At 68.3% G+C, this 22,000-nt stretch carries 21 protein-coding genes and 1 riboswitch; of the genes, 3 read left to right on the top strand and 18 right to left on the bottom strand.

Annotated elements, in window-relative coordinates; all coding sequences use genetic code 11:
- Positions 1-105 precede the first annotated feature (105 nt).
- Positions 106-930, top strand: a complete 825-nt coding sequence (locus tag EJ903_RS08945) for a polyphosphate kinase 2 family protein (RefSeq protein ID WP_126614269.1) — start codon at positions 106-108, stop codon at positions 928-930.
- Between the two features lie 82 nt (positions 931-1,012).
- On the opposite strand, the gene EJ903_RS08940 is transcribed toward EJ903_RS08945, so the two are convergent.
- The 14 genes from EJ903_RS08940 to gcvA form a co-directional block, all read right to left on the bottom strand.
- Positions 1,013-2,437, bottom strand: coding sequence for a hypothetical protein (locus EJ903_RS08940; RefSeq protein ID WP_210211407.1), 1,425 nt, complete (start codon positions 2,435-2,437; stop codon positions 1,013-1,015).
- A gap of 88 nt (positions 2,438-2,525) precedes the next feature.
- Positions 2,526-3,242 (bottom strand): ABC transporter ATP-binding protein, encoded by a 717-nt coding sequence (locus EJ903_RS08935; protein WP_126614267.1) that lies wholly within the window; start codon positions 3,240-3,242, stop codon positions 2,526-2,528.
- Positions 3,239-4,957: a branched-chain amino acid ABC transporter ATP-binding protein/permease gene (locus EJ903_RS08930; protein ID WP_126614265.1), complete on the bottom strand. Its 1,719-nt coding sequence runs from the start codon at positions 4,955-4,957 to the stop codon at positions 3,239-3,241. Before EJ903_RS08930 ends, EJ903_RS08935 begins: the two co-directional genes overlap by 4 nt.
- Positions 4,950-5,837: a branched-chain amino acid ABC transporter permease gene (locus EJ903_RS08925; RefSeq protein ID WP_246015363.1), complete on the bottom strand. Its 888-nt coding sequence runs from the start codon at positions 5,835-5,837 to the stop codon at positions 4,950-4,952. Before EJ903_RS08925 ends, EJ903_RS08930 begins: the two co-directional genes overlap by 8 nt.
- A gap of 1 nt (position 5,838) precedes the next feature.
- Positions 5,839-6,951: an ABC transporter substrate-binding protein gene (locus tag EJ903_RS08920; protein WP_246015361.1), complete on the bottom strand. Its 1,113-nt coding sequence runs from the start codon at positions 6,949-6,951 to the stop codon at positions 5,839-5,841.
- A 78-nt stretch (positions 6,952-7,029) separates the two neighbouring features.
- Positions 7,030-7,126: riboswitch (TPP riboswitch) on the bottom strand.
- Positions 7,127-7,200: 74 nt separating this feature from the next.
- Positions 7,201-8,121, bottom strand: coding sequence for a DMT family transporter (locus tag EJ903_RS08915; RefSeq protein ID WP_126614261.1), 921 nt, complete (start codon positions 8,119-8,121; stop codon positions 7,201-7,203).
- Between the two features lie 116 nt (positions 8,122-8,237).
- Positions 8,238-9,128, bottom strand: coding sequence for a DMT family transporter (locus tag EJ903_RS08910; protein ID WP_126614259.1), 891 nt, complete (start codon positions 9,126-9,128; stop codon positions 8,238-8,240).
- Positions 9,129-9,133: 5 nt separating this feature from the next.
- Positions 9,134-10,450 (bottom strand): thymidine phosphorylase, encoded by a 1,317-nt coding sequence (gene deoA / locus EJ903_RS08905; protein ID WP_126614257.1) that lies wholly within the window; start codon positions 10,448-10,450, stop codon positions 9,134-9,136.
- A 33-nt stretch (positions 10,451-10,483) separates the two neighbouring features.
- The gene (gene deoC, locus EJ903_RS08900) at positions 10,484-11,311 is read right to left on the bottom strand and encodes a deoxyribose-phosphate aldolase (protein WP_126614255.1); all 828 of its coding nucleotides are present in this window, start codon (positions 11,309-11,311) and stop codon (positions 10,484-10,486) included.
- The gene (locus EJ903_RS08895; protein WP_126614253.1) at positions 11,308-12,141 is read right to left on the bottom strand and encodes a purine-nucleoside phosphorylase; all 834 of its coding nucleotides are present in this window, start codon (positions 12,139-12,141) and stop codon (positions 11,308-11,310) included. The genes deoC and EJ903_RS08895 overlap by 4 nt, the downstream gene beginning before the upstream one ends.
- A 15-nt stretch (positions 12,142-12,156) precedes the next feature.
- Positions 12,157-12,576, bottom strand: a complete 420-nt coding sequence (gene cdd / locus EJ903_RS08890; RefSeq protein WP_126614251.1) for a cytidine deaminase — start codon at positions 12,574-12,576, stop codon at positions 12,157-12,159.
- Between the two features lie 4 nt (positions 12,577-12,580).
- Entirely contained in the window at positions 12,581-13,555 is a 975-nt protein-coding gene (locus EJ903_RS08885; RefSeq protein WP_174237270.1) for an ABC transporter permease, read from the bottom strand.
- A gap of 3 nt (positions 13,556-13,558) precedes the next feature.
- Positions 13,559-14,707: an ABC transporter permease gene (locus tag EJ903_RS08880; RefSeq protein WP_126614249.1), complete on the bottom strand. Its 1,149-nt coding sequence runs from the start codon at positions 14,705-14,707 to the stop codon at positions 13,559-13,561.
- Between the two features lie 87 nt (positions 14,708-14,794).
- Positions 14,795-15,688, bottom strand: a complete 894-nt coding sequence (gcvA, locus tag EJ903_RS08875; protein ID WP_126614247.1) for a transcriptional regulator GcvA — start codon at positions 15,686-15,688, stop codon at positions 14,795-14,797.
- 125 nt (positions 15,689-15,813) lie between these two features.
- Between gcvA and EJ903_RS08870 the strand changes: the two genes are divergently transcribed.
- Positions 15,814-16,242, top strand: coding sequence for a VOC family protein (locus EJ903_RS08870; protein ID WP_126614244.1), 429 nt, complete (start codon positions 15,814-15,816; stop codon positions 16,240-16,242).
- A gap of 51 nt (positions 16,243-16,293) precedes the next feature.
- On the opposite strand, the gene EJ903_RS08865 is transcribed toward EJ903_RS08870, so the two are convergent.
- Entirely contained in the window at positions 16,294-17,865 is a 1,572-nt protein-coding gene (locus EJ903_RS08865; RefSeq protein ID WP_126614242.1) for an ABC transporter ATP-binding protein, read from the bottom strand.
- 13 nt (positions 17,866-17,878) lie between these two features.
- On the bottom strand, positions 17,879-18,877 hold the full coding sequence (locus tag EJ903_RS08860; RefSeq protein ID WP_126614240.1) for a BMP family lipoprotein: 999 nt from the start codon (positions 18,875-18,877) through the stop codon (positions 17,879-17,881).
- Between the two features lie 206 nt (positions 18,878-19,083).
- Here EJ903_RS08860 and EJ903_RS08855 point away from each other — a divergent pair, with 206 nt between their 5' ends.
- Positions 19,084-19,731, top strand: a complete 648-nt coding sequence (locus EJ903_RS08855; RefSeq protein WP_126614239.1) for a LysE family translocator — start codon at positions 19,084-19,086, stop codon at positions 19,729-19,731.
- A 12-nt stretch (positions 19,732-19,743) separates the two neighbouring features.
- Here EJ903_RS08855 and EJ903_RS08850 read toward each other — a convergent pair whose 3' ends face one another.
- Both EJ903_RS08850 and EJ903_RS08845 read right to left on the bottom strand, forming a co-directional pair.
- Positions 19,744-20,469: a transporter substrate-binding domain-containing protein gene (locus EJ903_RS08850; RefSeq protein WP_158627905.1), complete on the bottom strand. Its 726-nt coding sequence runs from the start codon at positions 20,467-20,469 to the stop codon at positions 19,744-19,746.
- A gap of 130 nt (positions 20,470-20,599) precedes the next feature.
- On the bottom strand, positions 20,600-21,943 hold the full coding sequence (locus EJ903_RS08845; protein WP_126614235.1) for a 3'-5' exonuclease family protein: 1,344 nt from the start codon (positions 21,941-21,943) through the stop codon (positions 20,600-20,602).
- Between the last annotated feature and the right edge of the window lie 57 nt (positions 21,944-22,000).

Genomic DNA, 22,000 nt, shown 5'->3' with positions numbered 1-22,000 from the left:
GTGCCCCCCGCCCCTTGCCCGCGACGGTTTCACCCGTTGACAGTTCGTCCACCCCCGTTGTCGGATCCGGTGCAGCGACATCCGCCACCACGCAAGGACCCGGGCATGGCCACGACGACCGACAAGATTCCGAAAATCCGCCTGAGCAAGCTGGATCACCAGATCAACCGGGTCGATTCGGCGGAGGAGTACGACCGCCGCCTCGGCAAGCTGCAAAAGGAACTGCTGCGCATCCAGCAAACCTATTGGCACGAAAAGCGCCGGGCGATCATCGTGTTCGAAGGCTGGGACGCCAGCGGCAAGGGCGGGGCGATCCGGCGGATGACCGAACCGCTCGACCCGCGCGGCTTCCACGTCTGGCCGATCTCCGCCCCGACGGCGGAGGAGCAGAGCAAGCATTACCTCTACCGCTTCTGGACCAAGCTGCCCGCCGGGGGAACCTTCGCCATCTTTGACCGCTCCTGGTATGGCCGGGTGCTGGTGGAGCGGGTGGAGAAATTCACCAGCAAGGACAATTGGAAACGGGCCTATGACGAGATCGTCGAGTTCGAACGGCTGCTGACCGACGACGGCGTGCGGATCGTCAAACTTTTCATGCACATCACCCCGGAAGAGCAGCTTGAACGATTCCGCGAACGGCTGAACAACCCCTACAAGCGCTGGAAGCTGACCGAAGAGGATTTGCGCAACCGCGCGCGCTGGAACGATTACGTGAAGGCGACCGAAACCATGTTCGACCGCACCTCCACCGCGAGCGCGCCCTGGCACGCTATCGCCGCCAACTCCAAATGGTCGGCCCGTCTCAGCGTGCTGGAAACCATCACCAAGACGCTGAAGGCTGGGGTCAACATCACCCCGCCGCCAATCAACGGCAACGTCGCCAAAATGGCGGCGGAGGTTCTGGGCATCGTCCCGGACCCGACCCCGTAAGCGACGCTCCCCCCTCAACGAAACACCCCGCCGATGGCAACCGTCGGCGGGGTGTTTCGTTGGGTGTAAGAATTTCCTTACATCAGGGCTTGCGGCCCGGCAGCGGTGGAACCGACCCCGTGGGAGTCGGCGCCTGGGGCGCGGTCTGGCTGGGCGCGGAGGGGGCCGGTGTCGTCGCAGACGGAGCGGGTGCGACGGGAGCCGCAGGAGCGGGTGTTGCCGCCGGGGCCGGGGCGGGCGCGGGAGCGCCGACGGGGGGGCTGGGCGTCGTTGCGGGCGGCGCAGAGGGTGCCGTCGCGGCGGGGGCCGCCGCCGGAGCGGGCGCGGTTCCAGCCTTGCGCAGAACCTGGGTCAGGTTGTCGCGCACCTTGTCGGCCAGCGCGGCGTCACGGTCCGCCGATTCGTGGAACAGAACGGTGAACAGCCGCCCTTGCGACAGCATGAAGGTCAGGCTGACGTGCAGCGTCGCCTGCTTCAGCGCGCAATCGACGGCACCGGTGCGCAGGGTGATGCCACCCGCCTGCTCGCTGTTGTTCAGCGTGATCGTTCCGGTGCCTTCGCAACGGGCCTTCATCGATTCGGCAAAATTGCTGGACAGTTCATCCAGATTCACGCCTTCGCCAACCACGCGTTCGCGGATGCCGCCCACCAGCGGGCCGAAGCGCCACGCCACATCGGCCGGGCGCTGGTCGGGCGGAACCTTGTCCAACGGGACCGGCTCGGCGTCGCGCACACCGGCGGCGGCCAGCAGACTGGTCAATCCTTCGGGCAAACGACCGGCGGTCAGGGCGTTGGGGGTGGCAGGCTTGCCGGTCGACGTCTTGATGAGCGGCACGTCGCCACCCTTGTCCACGCAGTTTTTCAGGTCGGCCAACACCTTCTTGGTGCCCTTCAGCACAAAGGCGATGCGGTCGGAGGTGGAGAGCACCACCAGCTCCTTGCCGGTGCTGAGCGCGGTGACGAACTCCTCGTCCTTGCCGTTGGGAATCACCAGCATGTCGGATTGCGAGGCGACGGCGACGCGTTCGCGCTTGAACTTGCCGTCAACCTCGATCTTCACCGGCCAACGGTCGCCCTGCGGCAGTTCGGCCCCGGGGATGCCGATGCCCAGATTGGTTTCGCCCTTCGGGCTGCGCGCGATCACCAGCGTGTGGCCGGAGGTGAAATTCCCCTCCACCACGCAATAGGCGAATTTGCCGTCCTTGTCCTTGGCGGCTCCGCCCTCCCAGCCATCGATCAGCTCCGCCGGACCGGTCTTTTCTGGTGCGGCGTCCGCCCTCGCACCGCCGGGGGTGCCGGGCGGCGGCGTGTTGGGGACCACCACCTCGCTGCCTGCCGACGGCGCGCCGTAATACAAGGCCGGGGGAATCGCCGGTTCGACCGGGACCAGTTCCGCGACCTGCGCGCCGATCCCCGACCCATCCCCAATCGGCGCGGCCAACGCCACGGGCAAGGCCGTCCCCAACAGCAACAGAGTGGACAGCGAAGCGGCAAGGCGGGCGGTCATCGGGCGAAATCCATGGGCAGGTTGTGGCGGCGAAGCTAACGGCGCGCGACCGCATCCGCAAGGGCAACCACCGTGCCAAGGCCCGATCTCACAGCCCGAAGAACGCATCCTGCAACACCGTTGCCGAAAAATCACCCACCGGTCCGTCCCGCACCACCCGCCCCAGCCACAACAGCAGCGCGCGCGGGGCGATGGTCAGGGCGCGGCTGGCGCTCTGTTCGGCCACCAGCACCGCCGTGCCGCCCGCCGCCACCGCCGCGACGGCGGCAAACAGCTCCTGCGCCAGCTTGGGCGACAGGCCCAACGACGGTTCGTCGAGCAGCAACAGCCGGGGCCGCCCCATCAGGGCGCGCCCCAGGCTCAGCATCTGCTGTTGCCCGCCCGACAGCCGCCAGGCCGCCTCAGCGCTTTTGCGCGCCAGATCGGGGAACAGGGCGAAGACGCGCTCGACATCCTGCGCGCGGGCGCGGCGGTCGGGCAGACCGGCGACCTCCAGATTGTCGCGTACGCTCATCCCGGCGAACACCCGCCGTCCTTCGGGCACGTAGCCAAGGCCGCGCCCCACCCGCTGTTCGGTCGGCAGGCCGGTGATGTCCACCCCGTCCAGCCGCACCCCCCCACGCGCCGGAACCAGCCCGAGAATGGCCTTGAACAGCGTCGATTTGCCCGCGCCGTTGGCACCCAAGAGGGCGACCGTTTCCCCGGCCGCCACGGTCAGCGACACGCCATCGACCGCCACCGCCCCGCCATACCCGGCGGTCAGCCCCTCCACCGACAGCAGCCCGGTTGACAGCAGGGCGGTCATGCCCCCACCCCGCCGAGATAGGCGGCGATCACGCCCGCGTCGCGCCGCACGCCGTCCGGCGCGCCGTCGTACAGCCTGCGGCCCCGGTCCAGGCACAGCACCCGGTCGGCCAGCGGCAACAGGAACTCCATGTCATGCTCCACCACCAGCAGGGCCATGCCATCGGCCGCCAGCGCGCGCAGCAGCGCGGCCAACTCGGCCTTTTCCGCGTCGGTCAGGCCCGCCGCCGGTTCGTCGAGCAGCAGCACCGACGGGCGGCGGGCCAGCGCCCGCGCCAGCTCCACCCGCCGCCGCAACGCCGCCGGTAGCCCGTGGCAGAGCCGATCCGCCAACGCCCCCACCCCCAGCCGCTCCAACGCCCAACGGGCGTGTGCTTCCGCCCACTCCACCCGACGGTCCAACGGCAGGCGGGCGGCGGCCACCGCCTCCAGCGCCGTAGCGTCGTCGGGCAAAATCGCCGCCTGGAAGCTGCGGGCCAGACCGGCCCGCGCGATGCGGTCGGGCCGTGCGTTGGTCATTGTCCGGCCATCGATCCACAACCGCCCGGAATCCACCCGCTCCAGCCCCGACAGCGCGTTGATCAGCGTGGTCTTGCCCGAGCCGTTCGGCCCGATCAGCCCGACGATGACGCCCGCCTCCAACCGCAGCGACACCCCATCCAGCGCCCGCACCCCGCCGAAATCCTTCGTCACCCCCTCGGCCCGCAGACGTTCGCCGTTGCGGGCGGGCCGGGCGGGCGGTTCCACCGGGTCGGGCAGCGGGCGGCCGGGCGGGGGAAACAGCCGCGCCCACAGGCCGGTCAACCCCATCGGCGCGAGCAGGATCACCAGAAGCAGCGCCGCGCCATACACGATCAGATAGCTGCGCTCCAGCCCCCGGAACCATTCCGGCAGATGGATCAGCAGCAGCGCCCCCAGCAGCGCGCCGACCATCCGCCCGCGCCCACCGACCACGGCGATGGTCAGGATCGTCACCATCACCGGAAATTCCAGCACCTCCGGCGACACCACCCGCTGCGTGTGGACCGCCAGCGCCCCGGCTGCCCCGGCGTAGAGCGCCGACAGGACAAAGGCCGTCAGTCGCAGCCGCCCGACGTCCAACCCCAGGCAGGCCGCCGCCATCGGATCGTCCCGCACCAACGCCAAGGACCGGCCCAGCCGCCCGCGCGCCACCCGCCAGCCGATCAGCCCGCCGACCGCCACCATCCCCCAGACCAGCGCGGTGGTGGGCAGGCCGCGCGGCGCGCTCCAGCCGAACAGGGCAAAGGGCGGGACCCCCGGCACACCGTTCGCCCCGCCGGTCAGATCGGGCAGATTGACGACCAGCAGATGGAGCACCTGCGCCACCCCCAGCGTCGCCAGGGCAAAATAATGGGAGTCGAGCCGCAACACCGCCAACCCGACCGGCAGCGCCACCAGCAACGGGGCCAACAGCGACAGCGGAAAGGTGACGGACGCGTCAAAGCCGTAGCGGCTGCCCAGAATGCCGGTGACGTAGGCCCCCAGGCCAAAAAACGCCCCCTGCGCCAGCGACAGCGCCCCGCCCAACCCGAAGATGATCTGAAAGCCAAAGCTGGCCAGCGCGTAGACCCCGGCGACCGTCAGCACCCGCAACCCATAGGGCGAGGCCCAGAGGAGCGCGTAGGCCAGCAGCCCGCCCGCCGCCAACGCCAGCGCCACGGCTCCAACCCGCTCACGCCAAAGCCAATCACGCACGGCGGCGCACCGCTTCGCCAAACAGCCCTTGCGGCCGCAGCACCAGAATCACCAGCAACACGCCATAGAGCGCCCCTTGCGCCACCGGTTGCGACAGCAGCCAGGACACGCCGACCTCGAACAGCGCGATCAGCAGCGCGCCCAGCACCGCACCGGGAACCGACCCCCAGCCGCCGACCGTCACCGCGATGTAGGCCTTGAGGATCAGGTCGCCGCCCGCCGTCGGCGTCATGAAATAGCGGTTGGCGAGCAGCAGCCCCGCCGCCCCGGCGCAGGCCGCGCCAATCGCGAAGGTCAGCAGGATCATCCGCGTCACCGGCACGCCGCAGGCCCGCGCCATTTCGGGATCCTGGGCCGTGGCCCGCAGCCGTCGGCCAAGCTGGGTGCGGCTGAACACCAGATGCTGCGCCCCGATCAACAGCGCCGCCACCACCATGATCGCCAGCGACTGTTCCGGAACCGCCACCCCACCGACGCGCACCACGCCGTCGCCCAGCAGCGGCGGGCCGACGCGCGGTTCCGGCCCGAACAGCACGGCGGCCCCGTTTTGCAGAATGATGCCGATGGCAATCGTGCTGATGAACACCGACACCGGCGGACGCCGCCGCAGCGGCAGATAGGCCACCAGCGCCAGCAACAGCCCCAACCCGGCCATCAGCACCAGCACCAGCGGCAGCAGCAGCAACCCCGGGACCGGCACCGCCGACGGCAGCAGCGGGGCCAGCGCCACCGCCAGCAGCCCGCCCGCCATCACCAGATCGCCCTGGGCGAAATTGACCGCCGAGGTGGCGTTCAGCACCAGCACGAAGCCCAGCGCGACCAGGGCATAGGCCGCCCCCAGCGCCAGGCCGTTGACCAGAAGCTGAACCGCCGTCACCACCTCACTTCACCACGCCCGTCACGTTGTCGTACCGCTTGACCAGGGTGGGAACCCGGTTGCTCCCGTCGTAGCAGACGATCACGGCGGAATGGGCCATGTTGCCCTTGCCGTCGGAGGCGTAGCGCATCGCCAACCCGTCGTGACGGCCGACCGACAGCGCCTTGCGCACATCCTCGGCGGTTTTCGCCCCGGCCTTCACCGCCGCCAGCACCATCATCATGCCGTCATACTGGCCGAGCGCGAAGGCGTCCGGCTCCTTGCCGAAGGCCGCGCGGTAGGACGCGGTGAAGGTTTCCACCGCAGGGTTGCCGCCGGACACCGGCGACGCGGCGGTCTCCGCACAGACGCCCTTCAACTCGGCGGGTTCCAGCAGCGCCGCCGTGCTGGGCTGGTGCATCGCCGACCCGGCCACCACCGGGATCGACAGGCCGCTGGTCGCCGCCTGCTTCAGCAACAGCGCCGTCGGCCCGGCGTGCAGATGCAGCACCAGAACATCCGGGTTCGTCGCCAGCGCGCGGGTCAGCACCGGCAGCAGATCCTTGGCCGTCGGGTCCACCCCCTCCTGAAAGACCGGGGTGACGTTCAGGGCGCGGAAGGCGCTGTCCAGATGGGTCTTGCCGCTCTGACCATAGGCGGTGGTCTGATAAATCACCGCCGGGCGGCTCTTTTTCAGCTCCTCCACCACATAGCGGGCATGGGCGGTCTTGGTCACGGCGTCGCCGGGGAAGAAGCGGAACACCCACGGGTTGTTCTGTTCGGTGATGGCGGCGGTCCCCGACACGGTGACGAGCGGAACCTTCAGTTCGGCGGCCAAGGGCAGCATCGCCAGCATCTGGGTTCCCAGCATGCTCGCCGCCACGGCCCCGACCGGGCCACCGCCCGCCGCCCGCTCCAGCGCGGTCACGGCGGCCTCGGGCGAGGTGCCGGTGTCGATGGTCTCCGCTGCCCCGACCAGACCGGCGGGAGCCTCCTTCAGCGCCAGCAGCGCACCGTTGCGCTGGCTGGTCCCTTCCAGCGACAGGAAGCCGGTCAAGGGAACCAGAACCGGGAAGGACAGGCCATCGGCCCGTGCCGCACCCGCCACCGTCATCAGACCCACCACAAGGGAAACCACGCCGCGCCGCATCCGCCAAGCCTCCAAAAAACCAGCCGGACGCCCGGACCGCTCCCCCGGACCGCCATTGCGGCCACCGGATCGGCGCGGTCGGCTCCCTTCGCTGGCATGACCCAGATCAGGTTCGATGGGTGTGTCTCAGCCCGCGACCCCGCAGGCACCCCAGCCGAAAAAAGACGGGCGACAATGTCGCCGCCCGCCTTGCGCTGTCAAGCGTGGAACCGGATGCGCGCCCTCAACCGCCCGCGCTCATCCCTTCGCCGCCATGGTTTCGCGGTGGAGGATGTAGAGGCCGCTGCCGATGATGACCATCGCCCCGGCGATGACCGGGACCGTCGGCAGATCGCCGAACACCAGATAGCCGAACAGGCTGGCCCACACCATGCCGGTGTATTCGAAGGGGGCGACCACGGCGGGCGGGGCGCGGCGGAACGCCTGGGTGATGAGGACCTGGGCGACGGCCCCGAGCGCACCGACGGCCAGCAGCAGCAGCCCTTCCGTCACCGTCGGGGTTTCCCAGACCGGGATCGCCAACACGCCGCTGACCGTGCTGGTCGTCAGCAGCAGATAGACGACGATGGAGGTGGCGGTTTCCGTTTTCGACAGTCCGCGCACCGTCAGCAGCGACAGGGCGTAGAACAGGGCCGCGCACAGCCCGACCAGCACCGGGCCAATCGGCGCGCCGCTGCTCGGCTGCGCCATCACCAGCACGCCGCCGAACCCGACCAGCACGGCAACCCAACGCCGCCACCCCACCTTTTCACCCAACAGCGGCACCGACAGCGCGGTGATGAACAGCGGCCCGGCGAAGTTCAGCACATAAACATCGGCCAAGGGCAGATGCTTGAAGGCGTAGAAGAAGCACCCCATCGAGATCAGCCCGGCGAAGGCCCGCCAGACATGGGCCAAGGGCCGCTTGGTGCGCAGCGAGGCCAAGCCGCCGCCGCACACCATCGCGTAGCCGCCGATCAAGGCCAACGCCACCACCGAGCGGACGAACATCAGTTGCGGGACCGGGATGGTCGCGGTCAGAAGCTTGATGAGCGTGTCCATCACCGCGAACAGAACGATGGAGGCCAGAAAGCAGCCAACGGCGTAGGGCACCGAATCCGCCGGGGCGGACGGTTCGACAACGGTGCGGCAATCGGCGCTTTTCAGAACGTCGGACATGATGGGGATTCGCTTCAGACACGGCACGCCCGATCAGCCGAGCGATGAGTGCACAGATTATATGCACACCCACCGGTTTCCCAATGCCACCACCGCAGGTCTGCCCGGTGCCGCGCTCAGGCGCCCGTATCGCGCGCCTCCCGGCGCAGCAGATACAGGCCGCTGCCCACCACCAGCAGCAACCCGACCGCCAGCTTGGGTTCCGGCCAATCGCCGAACAGGACCACGCCGAACAGCACGCCCCACAGGATTTGCGAGTATTGGAACGGCGCGATCACCGGCGACGGCGCGTTGCGGAAGGCGGTCAACAGGCAGGTCAGCGCCACGCCCGACAGCACGCCGCCGAGCGCCATCACCGCCAGATCGCTGGCGGCCAAGGGCACATAGGCCCCCGGCAACAGCCCCCCCATCACCGGCAGCGTCAGAAGATTGACGTAGAACGGGAAGGTCAGCGGGTGTTCCGTCTGCCCCTTGTGCCGGATGATGAGAGCCGAGGCGGCGTAGCTCAACGCGCACAGCATCGCCCCCAACGCACCCACGTTCAGCAGCCCGTCGGCGCTGGGGCGGTTCATCACCAGCACCCCGGCAAAACCGATCAGCACCGCCGCCCACCGCCGCCCATCCACCCGCTCCCCGAACAGCAGGGCCGACAGCAGGGTGATGACCAACGGCGCGGTGAAGAGGATGGCGTAGACATCGGCCATCGGCATGCGGGCAAAGGCGAAATACCCCGCGTAACCGGTGGTAAGGCCCAGCGCGCTGCGCAGCAGATGCAAACCGGGCCGCCGGGTGCCCAGACGGTTCAAACCACCGCTCCACAGGGCAAAACCCACGATGGGAAGCAGCGCGAACAAGGAGTTGAAAAAGACCGTCTGCGGCAGGGGGTAGCCCCCCGCCATCACCTTCATCACCGCATCGCTTGCCGAAAACAGACCAAACCCGGCCAGCGCCAGCCCGATGGTCCGCAGATGGCCACGCGACCCTGCACCGATGGCCACATCCGTCATACCCGTCAGATCCGCTTGGCGATCAGCGGCCCGCGCGGCGGGGCGGTGTCGGCGATGGTGAAGGCGGCGCGCAGGCGGCGTTCGGCCTCGTCGGCCTGGGCCTCGCTGCGGGCGTGAACGATGGCGAGCGGCTGACGGCCCGGCCCGACCTCCGCCCCCAGCCCGGCGACGGCGTCGAACCCGACGGCGAAGTCGATGGGATCGCTCGTCTTGGTCCGTCCGCCGCCCAAGGCAACCACCGCCATGCCCACGGCGCGGGTGTCGATGGCGGCGACGTGCCCGGCGCGGTCGGCCAGCAACGGGCGCACCACCGGCGCGCTGTCGAGGTAGCGGTCGGGATTCTCCAGCAGGTCGGACGGTCCGCCCAGCGCGTGGACCATGCGGGCGAAGCGGTCCGCCGCCTGCCCGTTCTCCATCACCCGGTCGGCCATCGCCCGGCCCGTCGCGACATCAGGAGCCAGCTTGCACAGGGCCAGCAGTTCCGCCGCCAACTGCGCCGTCACCTCATACAGGCGGGGTTCCGAACCCTCCCCGCGCAGGATCGCCAGACACTCGCGCATCTCCAGCGCGTTGCCCGCGCTGTGACCCAGCACCTCGTTCATGTCGGTCAGCAGGGCGACGGCGGGCAGTTCCGCCCCGACGGACACGGTGACGATGCTCTCGGCCAGCGCCTCCGCCTGCGCCAGCGTCGGCATGAAGGCCCCGGAGCCGAACTTGACGTCCATGACCAGCGCGTCCAGCCCGGCGGCCAGCTTCTTGGACAGGATCGACGCGGTGATGAGGTCGAGCGATTCCACCGTCGCCGTCACGTCGCGGATGGCGTACAGCCGCTTGTCGGCGGGGGCGATGTCGTCGGTGGCCCCGATCACCGCGCAGCCAACCTCCTTCACCACCTTGCGCAGCAGATCGTTGTCAGGCTTGGCGCGGTAGCCGGGGATCGCCTCGAACTTGTCGAGCGTGCCGCCGGTGTGGCCCAGGCCGCGCCCGGACACCATCGGCACGAAGCCGCCGCAGGCCGCCAGCATCGGGGCAAGGATCAGGCTGACCTTGTCACCGACCCCGCCGGTTGAATGCTTGTCAATCACCGGGCCGGGCAGGTTCAGGCCGCGCCAATCCATCACCGTGCCGGAATCGCGCATGGCACGGGTCAGCGCCACCCGCTCGCCCAGATCCATGCCCCGGAAAAACACCGCCATGGCAAAGGCCGAAGCCTGGCTTTCCGTCACCGTGCCGTCGGTGATGCCGCGCACGAAGGCCTGAATCGTCGTCGCGTCCAGCGTCTGGCCATCGCGCTTGGCCCGAACGATCTCTTGGGGAAGCATCCGCCCTGCCCTTTTCGTCTCAGTAAACCGGTGTCAATAGCCCGAGGACGGGGCCGCCGGGGTCTCGCCCGCCCCCGCCCCAGCAGTCGCCGCCGCCAGCAGCGCGTCCAGCAGGCTCGACGCGCCAAAGCGGAAGCTCTGCGGCGTCGCCCACCCGTCGCCCAGCAGATGATCGGCCAGCGCCAGGAACACCGCCGCCCCGGCGGCGTCGCGGATGCCGCCCGCCGCCTTGAAGCCGACGGGTTTGCCCGATTCGTGGATCGCCCCCAGCATCACCGCCGCCGCGTCCAGCGTGGCCGCTGGTTGCGTCTTGCCGGTGGAGGTCTTCAGGAAATCGGCCCCCGCCGCGATGGCGTCGCGCGAGGCCCAACCCAGCAGGTCGGCGTCGGGGAACTGGCCCGATTCCAAAATGACCTTCATCAGCGCCGAATCGCCGCACGCCTCGCGGCAGGCTTTCAAAAGTGCAATCGGTTTGCTGCGCGCGCCGTCGATGTAGGCACGGTAGGGCAGGACCACATCGATCTCGTGCGCGCCGTCGGCGATGGCCGCCCGCGTTTCCGCCGCCACACCCGCCGCGTCGCCTTCCCCGGTCGGGAAATTCACCACGGTGGCGATGCGCACCGGGCTGTCACCCAGCGCCCGGCGCGCGGTGGCGACGAAGCGCGGCCAGACACAAACCGCCGCAACCGGACCGACCGGCGTGTGCGCCCGCGCGCACAGCGCCTCGACCACCACGTCGGTGTCGCCGTCGTTCAGGTTGGTCAAATCCAGCATCCCGACGGCGCGGCGCGCCGTGTCGGCGTCCGACGGCGTCGCGGCCACATGGTCGAGCGCCAGTTGCAGATCGGCGGGCAGTTTCATGACCGGGGGCCTTCCTGTTGGTAGAGACGCTCCAGAAAACCGATGAGCAGCCGTTCCAGATCCCCGGCGGCGGCGGTCGCCGCGCTCAGGGTCTGGTGATGATCGACCGGCCCGTCGCTGAGGCCGACCCCCAGATTGGTGACGACCGCGCAGCCCACCACCCGCAACCCGCAATGGCGGGCGATGATGCATTCGGGCACGGTGGACATGCCCACCGCGTCGGCCCCCAGCGTCTTCATCATCCGCACCTCGGCGGGGGTTTCAAAGGACGGACCGGCGTAGGCGGCGTAAACCCCCTCGGCCAGGTCCAGCCCCTGCCCGGCGGCAACGTCCTTCAGCAGGGCGCGCAACGCTGGGTCCCAGGCGTCGGTCATGCTGGGGAAACGGTCGCCAAAGGACTCATCGTTCGGGCCGGTCAGCGGGTTGGCCCCCAGCAGGTTCAGATGGTCGGAAATCGCCATCAGACGGCCCGGCCCCACCTCCAGCCGCAGGGAGCCGACGGCGGCGGTCAGGATCAGCGTGTCACAGCCCGCCCGCTTCAACGCGCGGATCGCCGTGCGCAGCGCGTCGAAGCCGTTGCCCTCATAGGCGTGAACCCGGCCCTGCATGCAGGCGACGTCCACCCCGCCCAGGCTGCCCACCACCAGCCGCCCGGCGTGGCCGGACACGCTGGGAACCGGGAAGCCCGGCAGCTCGCCATAGGGGATGGCCACGGAGTCGGCGATGCGGTCGGCGATGTCGCCCAGCCCGGACCCCAACACGATCCCCACCCGTGGCCGACGGCCCGGGGCGCGGGTCAACAGTTCCGCAGCGGCGCGGTCAGCGGTCATCTCTCAACTCTCCGGTCAGAACGCCACATTGTCGGGGCCGAACGAGTGCGGCAACAGATCGTTCAACACAAAGCTCTGCCGCAGCCCGGCCGGATCACAGACATGGATCGGCGTGTCGGCGGCGGCGAATTCACGGATGCGCTGGCGGCAACCGCCGCAGGGCGTGCACAGGGGATCGCCCGGTTCACCGCCCATCACCACGATCACGCGGATGCGGCGGTCGCCCGCCGCCACCATCGCGCCAATGGCGGAGCTTTCGGCGCATTGCCCCTGCGGGTAGGCGGCGTTTTCCACATTGGCCCCGACGAAGATCCGCCCGGACTCGCCCAGGATCGCCGCCCCGACCTTGAATTTGGAATAGGGGGCGTGGGCGTTCAGCCGCACCGCGCGGGCGGCGTCGATCAGGCGTTCCAATTGAGGGTCCAACGCGGCCATGCGGTCAGCGCTCCTTCACATAGGGGATGCCGCTCGCCTTCGGGGCGATGGCCTTGCCGACGAACCCGGCCAGCAGCAGCACGGTCAGCACATAGGGCAGCATCTGGATGAACTGCACCGGAATGACGCCGATGCCCGGCAGCGGCACGCCCTGCAACCGCACCTGCACCGCGTCGGTGAAGGCGAAGAGCAGGCAGGCGAACAGGGTCGGCACCGGCCGCCATTTGCCGAAGATCAGCGCGGCCAACGCCAGATACCCCTTGCCCGCCGTCATGTCCCGCACAAAGCCCGCGCCGTGGCCGGTCGACAGATAGGCCCCGGCCATGCCGGTCAGCGCCCCCGTCACCATCAAAGCCTGATAGCGCAGCCGTGTGACGGAAATGCCAGCGGTTTCCACCGCCGAGGGGTTTTCCCCCACGGCGCGCAGCCGCAGGCCGAAGCGCGAGCGGTAGAGCACCCATTGCGTCGCCACCACGATGACCAGCGTCACCCAGATCAGCAGGTTGGTGTCGTTCACCAGCTCGCGATAGACGGCCCCCAGCACCGGCACGCCGCCCAGCGCCTCCACCCCCGGCATCTCGACCGACGGCAGGCGGGCGGTGGAGGGCAACAGCGGCGTTTGGCCGCCCTGCTTGAACCAGGCATAGGCCAGCGTCGGGGCCAGACCGGCGACCAGAATGTTGATCGCCATGCCGGACACCACCTGATTGCCGTTGTGGGTGATGCAGGCAAAGCCATGGATCAGCGCCAGCGTCACCCCGGCGGCCATCGCCGCCAGCAGGCCCAGCCACGGGCTGCCGGTGGTCGCGGCGGCGGCGGCGGCGAAAAAGGCCCCGGCCAGCATCTTGCCTTCCAGCCCGATGTCCACCACGCCCGCGCGCTCGCAATACATCCCGGCGAAGGCCGCCAGCACCAGCGGCGTGGCCACCCGGATGGTGGCCCCCAGCAGTTGCAGCAGCAGGATGAACAGATCGTCCATGGCTCAGCCCCTCCCCGCCGTCACCGCCGTGTCGGCGCTGGCCGCGCGGCGGCGGAACAGCGCCTCCACCTGCGGCTTGAACAGATTCTCCATCGCCCCGGCGAACAGGATGACCAGCCCCTGGATGACCATCACCAATTCGCGGTTGATCGTGGGGTATTCGAACGAGACCTGCCCGCCGCCCTGGGCCAGCACGCCGAACAGCAGCGCCGCCAGCACGATGCCGACGGGGTGGTTGCGGCCCATCAGCGCCACCGCGATGCCGACGAAACCGACGCCGCCGGTGAAGTTCAGCAGGATGCGGTGCTGCACGCCCAAAATTTCGTTGATGCCGACAAAGCCGGCCAGCGCGCCCGAGATCAGCATGGCGATGATGATGTTGCGCGACGGCGAAATCCCGGCATAGACCGCCGCCCTCTCGTTCCGGCCCACCGTCCGCAGCTCATACCCCCAGCGGGTGTGGCGCAGGAAAATCTGGAACAGCACGCAGCAGGCGATAGCCCACAGGAAGGACAGGTTCAGCGGCGATTGCGGGACCGTCACCCCCACCCAGCCCAGCGCCCGTTCCATCGAGGGCAACCAGACGCCGGGGTCGAATTCGCGGGTTTCCGGCGATTGGCTGCCGGGGCGGATCAGCACATCGACCAGCAGATAGGTCATCACCGACGCGGCGATGAAATTGAACATGATCGTGGTGATGACGATGTGGCTGCCCCGCTTGGCCTGAAGCCAGGCGGGCAGAAAGGCCCAGGCCGCGCCGAACAGGGCCGACGCGGCGATCGCCAGCACCATCACCACCGGCCAGGGCCAACCGGTCAGCGCCAGCGCCACCAACCCCGCCCCCAAACCGCCGATGTAGGCCTGCCCCTCGCCGCCGATGTTGAACAGGCCGCAATGGAAGGCGATGGCGACCGCCAGGCCGGTGAAGATGTAATTCGTCGTGTAATACAGGGTGTAGCCGATGGCCTCGGGATAGCCGACGGCCTCCGTCAGCATCAGCGACAGCACCTTGACCGGATTTTCACCGATGATGAGGATCACCAGCCCCGACAGCGCGAAGGCGGCGATCAGATTCAACAGCGGCAACAGCGCGTAGCCAACCCAGCCCGGCACCGCGCCCGGCTGACCCTTCCCCGATCCGATCTGCACCATGTGCCCCCGACGATGAATGATCGCCGTCGATTCTTAACCGCCCGATCAACCGGACACCAAAGACTTTTACAAACCAATCGGGCCAAATCAGCCTGTTCCGTCGATTTGCGACAGCAGCCACGTCTTGAACAGGCGGATTCGCCGCGCCCGCTCCGCGCCGGGGGCGTGGGCGATGAAGTAACTGCCGCGCTGGCGCAGCGTTTCGGAGAAGGGCTGCACCAACCGCCCGGAGGCAAGATCGTCCTGCACCAGAAACACCGGCAACAGCGCCACGCCCATGCCCGCCGACGCCGCTTCGATGATCATGAAGAAATGCTCGAACCCCAGCGACAGCGCCGAATCCGGCAGGGTCAGGCCAAAGGCCCCGAGATAGCCGCGCCACGCGTCGGGCCGGGTGGTGTGCTGCAACAGCCGGTGCCGGGGCAGATCCGACGGATGGCGCAGCGGCGGCCCTTGCTCCAGCAACGCCGGGGCGCAGAACACCCCGATGGTTTCCGCCATCATCGGCGTCGTCACCGCCCCGGCCCAGCCATCAACGCCGAATCGGATGGCGACGTCCAGCGGTTCCTTGGCGAAATCGACGTTGTGTTCGCTGACGCTGACATCGACGAGAATGTCGGGATTCGCGGTCTGGAAGCTCTTCAGGCGCGGGACCAGCCAGCGTTGCGCCAGGGTGGGCAGCGCACTGACCCGCAACACCCCGCCATCCTGCTGGCGCACCGCCCGCGCCGCCGCCGCGATGCGGTCCAGCGCCTGGGAGGCTTCGGCGTAGAACGCCTCCCCCGACGGGGTCAGTTCGATCCCCCGCCCGACGCGGCGGAACAGCTCCACGCCAAGATCGGCGTGCAGGGTCTGCATCATCCGGCTGACCGCCCCTTGCGTCACCGACAAATCGGCGGCGGCCTTGGTGAAGCTGAGATGGCGGGCCACGGCGACGAAGCTGCGGACGGCGTTCAGGGACGGCAGGGAGCGGTCGGCCATGGCGAGGAGCGAGACCCATGAGTTGAACTCATAAAAAGCCGCCCAAGAACTCGTTTGTCAACCCCGAACGGATCGGTTTTCCTAAGCGTCATCAGCCACTCACCAGCCAGAGCGAGACCCCATCCATGAGCACCGTTATGCCCTTTCACATCGCCTTTCCGGTCGATGATCTGGCCGTCGCCCGTCATTTCTACGGCACGGTTCTGGGCTGCCCGGAGGGGCGCAGCAGCGATCAGTGGATCGATTTCAACCTGTACGGCCATCAGATCGTCGCCCATCTGAAGCCGCGCGACGACAACGCGCCGGGCGCGCACCACAACCCGGTCGATGGCCACGACGTGCCGGTTCCGCATTTCGGCGTCGTCCTGTCCCCGGCGGATTGGGAGGCGTTGGCCGAACGGCTGCGCACGGCGAGCGTCCAGTTCGTCATCGAACCCTACACCCGCTTCAAGGGGCAGGTCGGCGAACAATCGACCATGTTCTTCCTGGACCCGGCGGGCAACGCGCTGGAGTTCAAGGCGTTCGCCGATCTGGGCCAGTTGTTCGCAAAGTGATGGATTGACGGAGAGTCGGCGGGGGTGCCTTGCCCCCGCCGGTTCACACCCTCACGCACAGCCCGCCATCATCATGCCCAGGCGGGTTTCGTCGGCCTCGTCGGGGGCGACCTCGCCCACCAGATGGCCGTCGAACATGACGATGATGCGGTCGGACAGGGCGCGGATTTCGTCCAACTCCACCGACACCAGCAGGATCGCCTTGCCCTGGTCGCGCAGGGCGACGAGCCGCCGGTGAATGAACTCGATGGCCCCGATGTCCACGCCGCGCGTCGGTTGACCGACCAACAGCAGATCGGGGTTCCGTTCGATCTCGCGCGCCAGCACGATCTTTTGCTGGTTGCCGCCGGAGAAATTGGCGGCGTTCAGCCCGCCGTTGCGCGGACGGGTGTCGTACGCCTCCATCTGGGCGGCGCAATTGGCGGCGACGGCGGCGCGGTCCAGCAGAATCCGCCCGTTCCAGGCCGGATCGTCGTGAAAGCCGAGGATCGAGCATTCCTCCGCCGAAAAGCTGGTGACAAGCCCGACCTTCTGGCGGTCCTCCGGGATGTGCCCCACCCCCAGACGACGCAACGCGTGGGCGTTGAAGCGGTCGGGATGCCCCGCCAGTTCCTCCCCCCGCAGCCGCACGGAGCCGGATTGGATTGGCCGCATCCCGGCCAACGCCTCCAGCAACTCCGACTGGCCGTTGCCGGACACCCCGGCGATGCCGACGATTTCGCCCGCCCGCACCGACAGCCCGATGCCCTTCACCCGCTCCACCCCCGACGGGTCGAGGACGCGCAGCCCCTCGACCCGCAGGACTTCGCCGGTGGGCCGCGCCGGAGTCTTGTCCACCCGCAGCAGCACCTTGCGCCCGACCATCAGTTCGGCCAACTGCTCCCGGCTGGTGTCGGGGGTGGCGACGTTGGCCACCACCTGACCGCGCCGCATCACCGTCACATGGTCGGTCAGGGCCATGATCTCGCGCAGCTTGTGCGTGATGATGATGACCGTTTTGCCCTGCGCGCGCAGCGCCCGCAGAATGGTGAAGAGGTGGTCGGCCTCCTGCGGGGTCAGCACCCCGGTCGGCTCGTCCAGGATCAGGATCTCCGCCCCCCGGTAGAGGGCCTTGAGGATCTCCACGCGCTGCTGCGCCCCGACCGGCAGATCACCGACCGGGGACTCCAGATCAACCTCCAGGCCGTAATCCTTGGCCAGCCGGGTCAGCTCGGCGCGCGCCCGCTCCATCCCGGCGGACAGGGTGACGCCCCCCTCCGCCCCCAGCAGAACGTTTTCCAGCACGGTGAAGGGATCCACGAGCATGAAATGCTGGTGGACCATGCCGATGCCCACCCCCAGCGCGTCGCGCGGGCTGCGGATGGACACCGACCGGCCATGCACCCGGATGTCACCGGAATCGGCGCGGAGATAGCCGTAGACGATGCTCATGATCGTCGATTTGCCAGCCCCGTTTTCGCCGATCACGCCGTGGATCGTCCCCTTGGGAACGGTCAACGACACGTCACGGTTGGCGTGGTTGCTGCCAAACCATTTGTTGATCGAGACCGTTTCAAGCGCAGGGGGTTCCAGCGCGGGCGGGACCGGGTTGCGGGAGTCCGCCCGCTTCTGGGTGTCCGACATGGATCGCCGCGCCTCAGGGCTGGTAGGGCTTGACCGTCAGCGAGCCGCCGATGATCTGCGCCTTGGCGTCTTCCAGCTTCTTTTCGATCTCCGGCGTGATGAGCGGGCGGTTGTTGGCGTCGAGCGCGTAGCCGACCCCATCCTCCTTCAGACCGACCACGCGGTGGCCCGCCTTCCACGTCCCATCTTTGGCCGACTTCATGCAGTCATAGACCACGACATCGACGCGCTTGACCATGGAGGTCAGCACCTTGCCCGGATGGACGTGGTTCTGGTTGCTGTCCACGCCGATGCCGAGCTTGCCGGTGTCCGCAGCGGCCTGAAGCACGCCCATGCCGGTGGCCCCGGCGGCGGCGAACACCACGTCGGCCCCGCGCCCGAACTGGCTCTTGGCCAGTTCCGCCCCGCGAGTCGGGTCGTTCCAGGCGGCCGGGGTGGTCCCGGTCATGTTGGTGAAGACCTCGCCCGCCGGAACGACGTGCTTGACGCCCTGCTCGTAACCGACCTGGAAGTTGCGGATCAGCGGAATGTCCATGCCGCCGATGAAGCCGACCTTGCCCGACTTCGACACCAGACCGGCGGCCATGCCGACCAGGAAGGAACCTTCATGCTCCTTGAACGTCACCGATTGGATGTTCGGGGCGTCCAGCTTGTCGTCGATCAGGCAGAATTTGGTGTTGGGCGATTCCTTGGCCACCTTGTCCACGGCGGCGGCCTGGGAGAAGCCGACGGCGACGATCACCGACGCGCCACGGCGCACGAGCGTGCGCAGCGCCTGATCGCGCTGGCCTTCGTTGGTGATTTCGAACTCGCGATAGGCGACGCCGGTTTCCTTCTTGAAGCGCTCGGCCCCGGTGTAGGCGGCTTCGTTGAACGACTTGTCGAACTTGCCACCCTGGTCAAACACCACCGCAGGCGCGAATTCCTGGGCCTGGGCCGGAAGCGCCGCACAGGCCATCGACAGGCCAAGGGCCGAACCGGCCAGCAGCGTCGCAAGCACACGAGTCGTCATGGTTCTTTCTCTCCGGGTTGGCAAAACCTGACCCAAAGGATAACCTTCTGAACGTTTCGCACAACAAAGAAACGCACCGCCTGTTCTGTTGAATCGGGACCGGCCCCGGTTGACGGATGGCGCTGGTCCGTTTATCACCGCGCCGATGGTTGGTGCGTCCACATGTCGCCCGACCGCGCGATCTCTGGAACGGGGGCGGGACTCGGGTGCAAGGCTTGTGGGTGCTGTTGCAGGGGATCGTTCTGGGCTTTGCCATCGCCGCGCCCGTCGGTCCGATTGGCCTGCTGTGCATCCGCCGCACCCTTCAACACGGCCCGCTGATGGGGTTTTTCACCGGATTCGGGGCCGCCATCGCCGACACCATATACGGCGGTATCGCCGCCTTCGGCGTTTCGAACGCGTTGAGTTTCCTGCGCGGCCATGAAATCGCGTTCCAGTTGGTCGGTGGCGTCTTCCTGCTGGTGGTCGCCATCCGCACCTTTTCTCAGCGCCCCGACGCGGAGGAGCGCGAGGCCGCCTGCGCGCCCGACAGCAAGACCTGGATCGGCGGCTTCATGACCGGCCTGTCGCTGACCTTGACCAACCCGGCCACGATCATGGCCTTCATCGCCATCTTCGCCGGTTTCGGTTTGGGCGGAACGCTGGACCGGGTGGAGGCCTCCACCCTGGTTCTGGGTGTTTTCCTGGGTGCCTCGCTGTGGTGGTTCACGCTGTCGATGGGGGTGGCCGCCGTCCGCCATCGGATTTCCGACCGGGGGCTGGTGATGCTGAACCATTGCACCGGTGTCGCGCTGGCCGCCTTTGGTCTGTGGGCCTTGGGCATGGCCGCCACCGGCATCGCCGCCAGCGTCTGACCGTCGGTTCGGTCAGCGCGGTGAAATGGCCGCGTTCAGCGCGTCGATGACCTCCTGCCCCACCTGACGGCTGCACAGGATGTGGCGCAACTCGCCCGCCGGAACATCGGGGAAGGCGACGACACGCACCGATTTGCCAACCTCCCGATGCCGCTCCAACATCAGATCGGCCTCTTCCTGCGCGGCGAACATCAGATCGGCCCGGTCGCCCGCCACCATCATCAACATCTGCGTCGGCTCGACCGAGACGAGAGTCAGATGGTCGCCGTATTTGCCGACCAGCGTTTTGATGTACGCGCCGTAGGTCAACCCGACTTTGATCAGAACCCGAGGTTTTCCGTTCATCAACAATGAGCGCAGCGATCCATCCGGCGGCAGGGCAAGCGAGCGACGCAGAATCGCCACCGGGGGACGATCCTGATGGATCGGTTGGGTGAACAGGCCAAACGCCGCCCGTTCCGGGTTCTTGAACCAACCGACCCCGCAATCCCGTCCCTGGTTCCGACGAATCGTGTCAAGCTGACGCTGCGCCGGTGTCAACGCCCAGACAAACGGAACGCCAGCCTTCTCAAAAGCCGCTTCGGCGGCCTTTGCCGTCATGCCCCTCACCCCGCCATTCTCGGTTGACGTCATGTAGGGGGGGCGCTCGTAGTAATGAAGCGTCACCGCGTCCGCAGCGAACGCCGGGCTGGACGCGCCCAACGCAAAACCCACCGCCGCCAAACCCGCGCGCATCATGATGCCACCCACCATCCGTTGGCGTTGAACGGAGCTTTCTGCTCGTCTTGCCATCATCATGCTGACAAAATAGACAGACGCAGCGCACCCCACCAGTTGCCTTTACCCCTGATAGGGTCGCCACCGGAGGTCAGGCGGAAGCGCTGGAATCTCCGTCTGTGTCGGCAACCCCGCCTATCAGATCCCGCGCTTGCCGAAGCGTGATCACTCCCTGATCGGCCAAGCGCGGAAGGAGCGCGGCGGTCAACTCCGCTTGCAGCCGAACGGCGGCAAACGCACCGTCCCGCTCATCCCCGTCACTGTGGATGCCAAAAGCGGCGGCGATGTCCGGCAAGGACGCTCTTGCCATGGACGGATTCAGGACGCTGGCGATCCGTCCCACATCCAGGCTGGGCAGCGACAGCGGCGGCAGACCGGATTGCGCGCAGGCGCGAGTCAAGGCGGCCAACGCCGCGTCGACGCCGACACCGACAACCACGCAATGGTGAAGCGCCTCAACCAGCGTCGGCCAAGCGGCGGCAAACGGACGCTGCCCCGCCACCTGGATGATGTCGATGCCGTGGCGAGCGGTGGCCTCCGGACTGATGGTGTCCGCCGGATCGATCAGCACCGACAGCGACACCGTGCGGAACACGCGGGCACCGACGAGCCGCATGGTCCCGACCGCGATCACCGCCCCCTCGCCCGGGCATGATCCGGCGGTCGCCACCCAGAGCGAGACAAGGGGAGTGGCGGCAAGCGGCTCATCATTCCCCAGCGGCAACGGATGCCCCGCTGCGCGCAAGGGAACCGCCCGCCGCGCCGCCACCCCCAACGCACCCCCCTGTCCCCGTTGGGGAAAGGTGATGACCATGCCACCGTTCAGGCCCAAATCCGCGACCCGCGCGGACAACTCCACACCATCCGCGCGGCGCAGAACGGCGGTTACGGCCTCCCCAGCCCCCCGCGCGCGCTCAACGGCGCGGCTCAAGTCGGCAGCGGACAGGGCTTGTCCGGAATCGTCACCGACCGCGACCACCCCATCCAGCAGCCGGGCGGCGGCGGGGTTGAGTTGCTCAATCCGCCCAGTCTCCCCCAGAATCAGAAACGGCTCGTCGGTCATGGTCAGAACCGCTGACAGGCTTTTGTCCGACCGGGCGGGCGCTCCCCACTCCGGGCGCGGCCCGGCGGAACCGATCAAATGGGCGATCTGCCCGATCTCATCCCTCCGGTCGTTCAGCCACGCCGCATCGCTTCCCCGAATCCGCCCTCCGGCCAAGGCATCGCGCAACCGCCCCAGATCGCGGGCATGGCGGGTGATGCGGGAAAAGGCCACCCACAAGGCCAGCAGCCCCAGCCCGATCACCGTCATGTCCACCGCATAGGCGGTTGGGTTGTCGGCGTTCGCGGTGGCTCGCTCAACCGCCAGAAAGGTCAGCGCCGCTGTGGCGACCGCCAACCCCATCACCGCCCCCCGCCACGCACCGCCCTGCATCGGGCTGCTCCCTTGCCATGCTTAAGCCGTCGCACTGACCATAGGGCAGACTGTTGC

The organism is Azospirillum griseum, from assembly GCF_003966125.1.
Taxonomy (GTDB): Bacteria; Pseudomonadota; Alphaproteobacteria; order Azospirillales; family Azospirillaceae; genus Azospirillum; species Azospirillum griseum.
The sequence above is the reverse complement of the archived record's forward strand: the minus strand, read 5'-3'. Positions and strand labels throughout refer to the sequence as shown.